Here is a 5,920-nt window from a genome sequence, read left to right as displayed (position 1 = left end):
AAAAACCACTGCAATTAGCAGTGGTTTTTATATATAAAGAGCTATATATTTATTTTTAAAACAATAAGTATATTTACCAGTATAAAGATCATTTGGGTAATGCAAGGATAAGTTTCGGAAGAAACAGCGCAGGCGCTCTGGAAATCACAGATGCCAATGATTACTATGCTTTCGGGATGAACCACCTGAAAACCGGGAATGCATTCTATGGAGAGGGTAGTTATAAGAATTACAAGTACCAAGGACAGGAATTACAAGAGACTGTTTTCTATAGCTTTAAGTGGAGGAATTATATGCCAGATGTAGGAAGGTTCTTTAATATCGATCCTTTGGCTGAGAAATTCCCTTATAACAGTACTTATGCATTTGCAGAAAACAGAGTTATTGATGGCAGAGAATTGGAAGGCTTAGAATGGGTATCAAGTAGAAATTTAGAAACCAAGACTGTCAATTTACATCTTACATATAAGCCTGTAAATAATACCGTAGGAGTTCTTTCTAATGAACAGATGTCTGCATTAAATCAGGAGCGGAATGCACAAATTGTTTCTTCTTTTGGAGGGAAGGATTCTAATGGAAATCAGGTTAATATTACTTTTAGTGAAAGCAATAAAGCTACTATTATAAGAGACTATAATATTGGTTATGATACTAATAACGTGGATGATTTTAAGGGAAAAAGCCAACAATTTATTGATAATGCTGTAGTCCGTACTGATGGAATGACTGATACTAATAATAATACACAAACCAATAGAACCTAAATTAATGTTTATACAACCCAAGAAATGCCTATGGATGCAAATGGGAATTTACTCTTTGATAAAAGGGATAGTAAACAATTTGCTAAAACAGGGACTCATGAAGACCTTCATACGGCTGGACAGAAACATGACAGTAAAGCCACTTTAGCCTCACCTCCGGATAATTTAATGCGAGTGGGAGGTCCCGGTACAAAAATGACTCCAGAACAAAGGACAGAGTCCATAAAACTAATAGAACAACAACAACCAAAAACGAGATAATGAAAGCTTTTAATAGAATAATAATTTGTTTTTCATTTGCTGTTATAAGCTGCTCTGCTGTAAAGACAACTGAAGTATATGGTACAGAGATGGAGATTGTCGATAATGTACGATCAAGAGTTATGATTAAGAAATTTAATGCTCAGGAAAAGAATAAGTCGTTTTTAGATTTTGCATCGCAGTTTGATAATCTTATTACAGTCAAAAATGGGAATAGTATAGTTCTTAATGAAAAAAGTAAAACATTGCCAATGTTAGGATATACAAACTCTTGTGTAATTTTTAATAATAAAGAGGTTGAAATTATTATTGACAATAAGCATAAAATAAGATTAAACAAAGAACAATTACCAAAATATAAATTTATATATATATGGAAGGATAGAAATAACTACAAAATTGAATATACAAATGAAGCAAAGTCTTTTATGTAAAAAAGTCTTTTTATAGAACACAAAAAACCACTGCTATTGAGCGGTGGTTTTTGTATATGAAAAGCTATATATTTATTTTGAAAACAATAAGTATATTTACCAGTATAAAGATCATTTGGGTAATGCAAGGATAAGTTTCGGAAGAAACAGTGCAGGCGTTCTGGAGATCACAGATGCCAATGATTACGATCCTTTCGGGATGAACTACCTCAAAACCGGGAATGCATTCTATGGACAAGGGAGTTATAAGAATTATAAATATAACGGGAAGGAGTTGCAGGAGACAGGGATGTAAGATAATGGAGCGAGAATGTATATGCCGGATATTGGGAGATGGAGCATTGTAGATCCGTTGGCAGAGAAACACAGAAGACATAGTCCATATAATTATGCTGTAAATAATCCAATTCTATTTATTGATCCCAATGGAAGAGATATTAGATTTGGTGACAATGTTTATTCATATCAAAAAGACTGGGATTATAGCAAAATTGAAAATGAATTCGATAGAAATACTTATCAGGCTTTAGATAAGCTATATTCTTCGGGAGGGCATGAAGTGATCCATGGATATAATCATCTTTTTGATTCAAAATATGGAGAAAGGAGACGGAATGATTATTCTACAAAATCTGAAAAATCAATACTTACGCCAGATGGAGCAAATCTTAGGTTTAAAAATGAAGAAGAAGAATTCACAACTACAAACTTAGGTAATCAAATGAATACAGTATTAAATGAAGATAAAAGAACTAATTATGGCATAATACCTTATCCAGTAGGAAGTGTGACATCTATAAAAGAAGCTAAACCACCAGCAACACCAACACCATGATAAAAATAAAATATTTTTTACTAATACTTTTAATTGCTACATCATGTACAAGTCAAAAAGTTGTTCTGTATTATTATAATGGATTAGATTTAAATAGTAATAATACTTTGGGATCCTCGCTTCAAATTTTCTTTTTAGAGAATCGTGATATAATGAAAGTGGTAATAAGAGACAAAAATTTGAAAAATGAAATTTCAATAATTAAAGAAAAAATTACTTCCAAAAATAGAATTATTGTCCCTGATGATGGTAATTATACATTTGCATTTATTAATAAAAAAGATACATTATTTGCAGATGATCGACTCGAATTTTGGAGATATAAAGATAAAGGTATTTTCTATAAGTTGAATAATTCTTCAAAAAACATCATATTGAAGCATTATAAGTTGAATCCTAACCAACAATAAAACATTATTCCGCTCCCGCACAATTACATTGTGTGGTAAAGTAATAATAACAAAACCACTGCTCAATAGCAGTGGTTTTGTATATGAAAACGTTCTGTTTTGTATAAAATCCAATCTGCTGTAAGAATCCTTTCTTGTAGCAGATTATTAATAATTACTTTCGGTAAACGGCCTCATTTTCTATCTTTACGTAAAACAAATTATAGATATAGAAAAAAGTTTATTATTCTGATAAGAAAGGACTTTTGGATAAGATTACAATTTTCAGAATGTTTAATACATAGTTTTTTCTTGCACTTGAAACGATTCGTGGGACAGCCAGGGGGTAAAGAAATATTGAGAGGTATAAATTATTAATGATATTTATAGTAGATTGCCAAAATTTTACATTTACAGATGCCCTTTTCCAAAGCTCTGTTTTCTTAAGTAGTAAAGGTTATAAAAATGAAAAAATATTATCGATTCATCCCTATGATAGTAACTTTGCTTATATTTGGATATTTCTATTTACATAAACATGTATATAAGAATAATAATTATTTTTACCAAAATGCAATTCATTCTAGGATTATAAACGTAGAAAATTATTATGATCAATCACTGCAATTTTACTATACTCCAGAATATTGTATAACAACTTCAAACACTAAAGGTGATACATTGAAAACAGGTGATTCTATATCCAAAAAGTCCCATACACATACATTTGATGTCTACAGAATGAGAAATGACAGATATGAATTTTATAAAAGATATGACTAAATTTTTGGAAGAAATAGTAGAACCAGGCACATTGAATGCCCCCTTTGAAATCAGGCTTTATGTGGATGCACAAAAAGTTTATTACCATTAAGAAGTAGGTTAAAGATTTTGAGTACCATATAATATAGATTTTTAGCAAATTAAATGATAAAAAGAAAACATATTCCGTTCATAGCATCTTTGATTATAGTGATAGGCTGTTATTTCTATACAGGAAACGATTTGCAGGAAAGAGCTAAGAATAATTTTAAACAATTTAATGCGAGTAATTTAGATGATGAGCTTATAGGCATTGACTATTATGCAAAAGGAATAAAAATAATTTTTGTAGATAAAGAATTTGTCTTGCATCCGATTACCGACTCGTTAAATGAGTATACTATTTTTAAAGGGGTAGCTGAAAAAGGAGATTATATCATTAAAAAGCCTTTCCAAAAAATACTCATTGTAAAGAAGAAAGGAGGAAAAGAGTATAAATATAATTTTAGAGAATTTTAATAATCTTGGAGTTGATCAGCCAGCAGGATACGGACAAGATCGTCACATCAGCAAGGTGCATTTGAACAAATACTGGTTTGTTCCCACGAAAAAAATGTTTCAGTATAGAAATTTATAAATCGTTAAAAGTACATCAATACATATATCCAAAACCATATTATTCCCACACTGCCGTACATCTTTATTTTTCTTGAAGTTCCAATAAATAATAAAATCATATCTTTGCAAAAAATTGGGCTCCAAAAGTTGGAGAAACCCATTAATAACTTGTCCTGAGCTTAGTCGAGGGATTATTAAACATTTTTATGTCGAATATTGTCGCAATCGTTGGGCGTCCCAACGTAGGAAAATCCACACTTTTTAACCGTTTACTAGAGCGAAGAGAGGCCATCGTAGATTCTACGGCAGGTGTTACCAGAGACCGTCATTATGGAAAGTCGGACTGGAACGGAGTAGATTTTACCGTAATTGATACCGGTGGTTATGATGTAGGAACAGAAGATATCTTTGAAGAAGAGATCCGTAAGCAAGTACAGCTGGCTGTAGATGAAGCCACTTCTATCATTTTCATGATGAACGTGGAAGATGGCCTTACCGATACAGATTATGAAATCTATGAACTTTTAAGAAGATCAAACAAACCTGTTTATGTCGTGATCAATAAAGTAGATTCTGCTAAGGAAGAACTTCCTGCAACAGAATTCTACCAGTTAGGAATTGAAAAATACTACACACTTTCTTCAGCTACAGGTTCCGGAACAGGAGAGATTTTAGATGATGTTGTTAGAGATTTTCCCACCACAGATTATAAAGATCCGTTTGAAGGATTGCCTAAAATCACCATTGCAGGACGTCCTAACGTAGGGAAATCTACATTGACGAATGCTTTGCTGGATGCAGAAAGAAATATTGTAACAGATGTTGCAGGAACAACCAGAGACAGTATCCAGACGCTTTACAATAAATTCGGACACGAGTTCGTATTGGTAGATACTGCTGGAATGCGTCGTAAAGCTAAAGTTTCTGAAGATCTGGAATTTTACTCTGTAATGAGATCAATCCGTTCTATTGAATATTCTGATGTAGTAATCATCATGGTAGATGCTACACTGGGATGGGAATCTCAGGATATGAATATTTTCGGACTGGCTCAGAAAAACAGAAAAGGAATTGTAATTGTTGTTAATAAATGGGACTTGGTTGAAGATAAGCAGACTAACACGATGCGTGACTTCGAAAAAGTGATCAAAGACAGAATCGGTCAGTTCAGTGATATTCCTGTTTTATTTATCTCAGCATTAACTAAACAGAGAATCTTAAAAGCGGTAGAAGTAGCCATGCAGGTATACGAAGACCGTAAGAAAAAGATCAAAACTTCAAAATTAAATGAAGTGATGCTGCCAATCTTTGAACAGACACCGCCGCCGGCTAATAAAGGGAAATATATTAAAATTAAATATTGCGTTCAGCTTCCTACGCCGTCGCCTCAGTTTGTGTTCTTCTGTAACCTTCCACAATACGTGAAAGAGCCATACAAAAGATTTACTGAAAATCAGTTAAGAAAACAATTCGGGTTTACCGGAATTCCAATCGAAGTCTATTTCAGACAAAAATAAAAAACTGCTTCCGAATAGATTGGAGAGTAATCATATAAACAGGGTAAGGATGTATTTCCTTACCCTGTTTTTTTAATCTAGTGAAGAATATTTCTTATTTAGAACTTAATTTTGGTTGATATATGCCATTTTATACCTATTGTCATTCCGACGAAGGAGGAATCTATTTAATAGATTAGATTCTTCATTTCACTTCGTTACATTCTGAATGACAGCAGAAATAAGCAGATCATACCGTCTGGTGTAAAATTGTATATTCTTACTTTAATTTTTAAAGCCATTTTTCATACAATAACCTTACGGGCTGATAACCCTGTGTCGCCAGCCAACGCTGCATTGT

At 32.6% G+C, this 5,920-nt stretch carries 8 protein-coding genes; all 8 read left to right on the top strand.

The genetic code is table 11. The annotated features are described in order from the left end of the window. The first annotated feature begins 92 nt into the window (after positions 1-92). The 8 genes from IW15_RS22270 to der all read left to right on the top strand — a co-directional run bounded on the left by IW15_RS22270 (position 93) and on the right by der (position 5,580). Positions 93-764 carry an RHS repeat-associated core domain-containing protein gene (locus IW15_RS22270; RefSeq protein ID WP_051882309.1) on the top strand — a complete coding sequence of 224 codons (672 nt, stop codon included), beginning with the start codon at positions 93-95 and terminating at the stop codon, positions 762-764. 24 nt (positions 765-788) lie between these two features. Then, positions 789-1,025, top strand: coding sequence for a hypothetical protein (locus tag IW15_RS21710; RefSeq protein WP_034715707.1), 237 nt, complete (start codon positions 789-791; stop codon positions 1,023-1,025). Further along, the gene (locus IW15_RS21705; protein WP_034715704.1) at positions 1,025-1,459 is read left to right on the top strand and encodes a hypothetical protein; all 435 of its coding nucleotides are present in this window, start codon (positions 1,025-1,027) and stop codon (positions 1,457-1,459) included. The genes IW15_RS21710 and IW15_RS21705 overlap by 1 nt, the downstream gene beginning before the upstream one ends. Positions 1,460-1,502: 43 nt before the next feature. Next, positions 1,503-1,754, top strand: a complete 252-nt coding sequence (locus tag IW15_RS23075; protein WP_034715702.1) for a hypothetical protein — start codon at positions 1,503-1,505, stop codon at positions 1,752-1,754. 15 nt (positions 1,755-1,769) lie between these two features. Further along, on the top strand, positions 1,770-2,294 hold the full coding sequence (locus IW15_RS21695; protein WP_034715700.1) for an RHS repeat-associated core domain-containing protein: 525 nt from the start codon (positions 1,770-1,772) through the stop codon (positions 2,292-2,294). After that, complete coding sequence (locus tag IW15_RS21690) at positions 2,291-2,704, top strand: hypothetical protein (RefSeq protein WP_034715698.1); 414 nt, start codon at positions 2,291-2,293, stop codon at positions 2,702-2,704. The genes IW15_RS21695 and IW15_RS21690 overlap by 4 nt, the downstream gene beginning before the upstream one ends. 906 nt (positions 2,705-3,610) lie before the next feature. Next, complete coding sequence (locus IW15_RS21685) at positions 3,611-3,964, top strand: hypothetical protein (RefSeq protein WP_034715696.1); 354 nt, start codon at positions 3,611-3,613, stop codon at positions 3,962-3,964. 305 nt (positions 3,965-4,269) lie between these two features. Then, on the top strand, positions 4,270-5,580 hold the full coding sequence (gene der, locus IW15_RS21680; RefSeq protein WP_034715694.1) for a ribosome biogenesis GTPase Der: 1,311 nt from the start codon (positions 4,270-4,272) through the stop codon (positions 5,578-5,580). Positions 5,581-5,920 lie beyond the last annotated feature (340 nt).

The sequence above is a fragment of the Chryseobacterium soli genome (assembly GCF_000737705.1).
GTDB classification, from domain to species: domain Bacteria; phylum Bacteroidota; class Bacteroidia; order Flavobacteriales; family Weeksellaceae; genus Chryseobacterium; species Chryseobacterium soli.
This window is presented reverse-complemented; position numbering and strand designations above follow the sequence as displayed.

Coding starts and splice junctions, on each gene's coding strand:
- IW15_RS21685 (WP_034715696.1), top strand. CDS start 3,611: ATGATAAAAAGAAAACATATTCCGTTCATAGCATCTTTGATTATAGTG.
- der (WP_034715694.1), top strand. CDS start 4,270: ATGTCGAATATTGTCGCAATCGTTGGGCGTCCCAACGTAGGAAAATCC.
- IW15_RS21695 (WP_034715700.1), top strand. CDS start 1,770: ATGTATATGCCGGATATTGGGAGATGGAGCATTGTAGATCCGTTGGCA.
- IW15_RS21710 (WP_034715707.1), top strand. CDS start 789: ATGCCTATGGATGCAAATGGGAATTTACTCTTTGATAAAAGGGATAGT.
- IW15_RS21690 (WP_034715698.1), top strand. CDS start 2,291: ATGATAAAAATAAAATATTTTTTACTAATACTTTTAATTGCTACATCA.
- IW15_RS21705 (WP_034715704.1), top strand. CDS start 1,025: ATGAAAGCTTTTAATAGAATAATAATTTGTTTTTCATTTGCTGTTATA.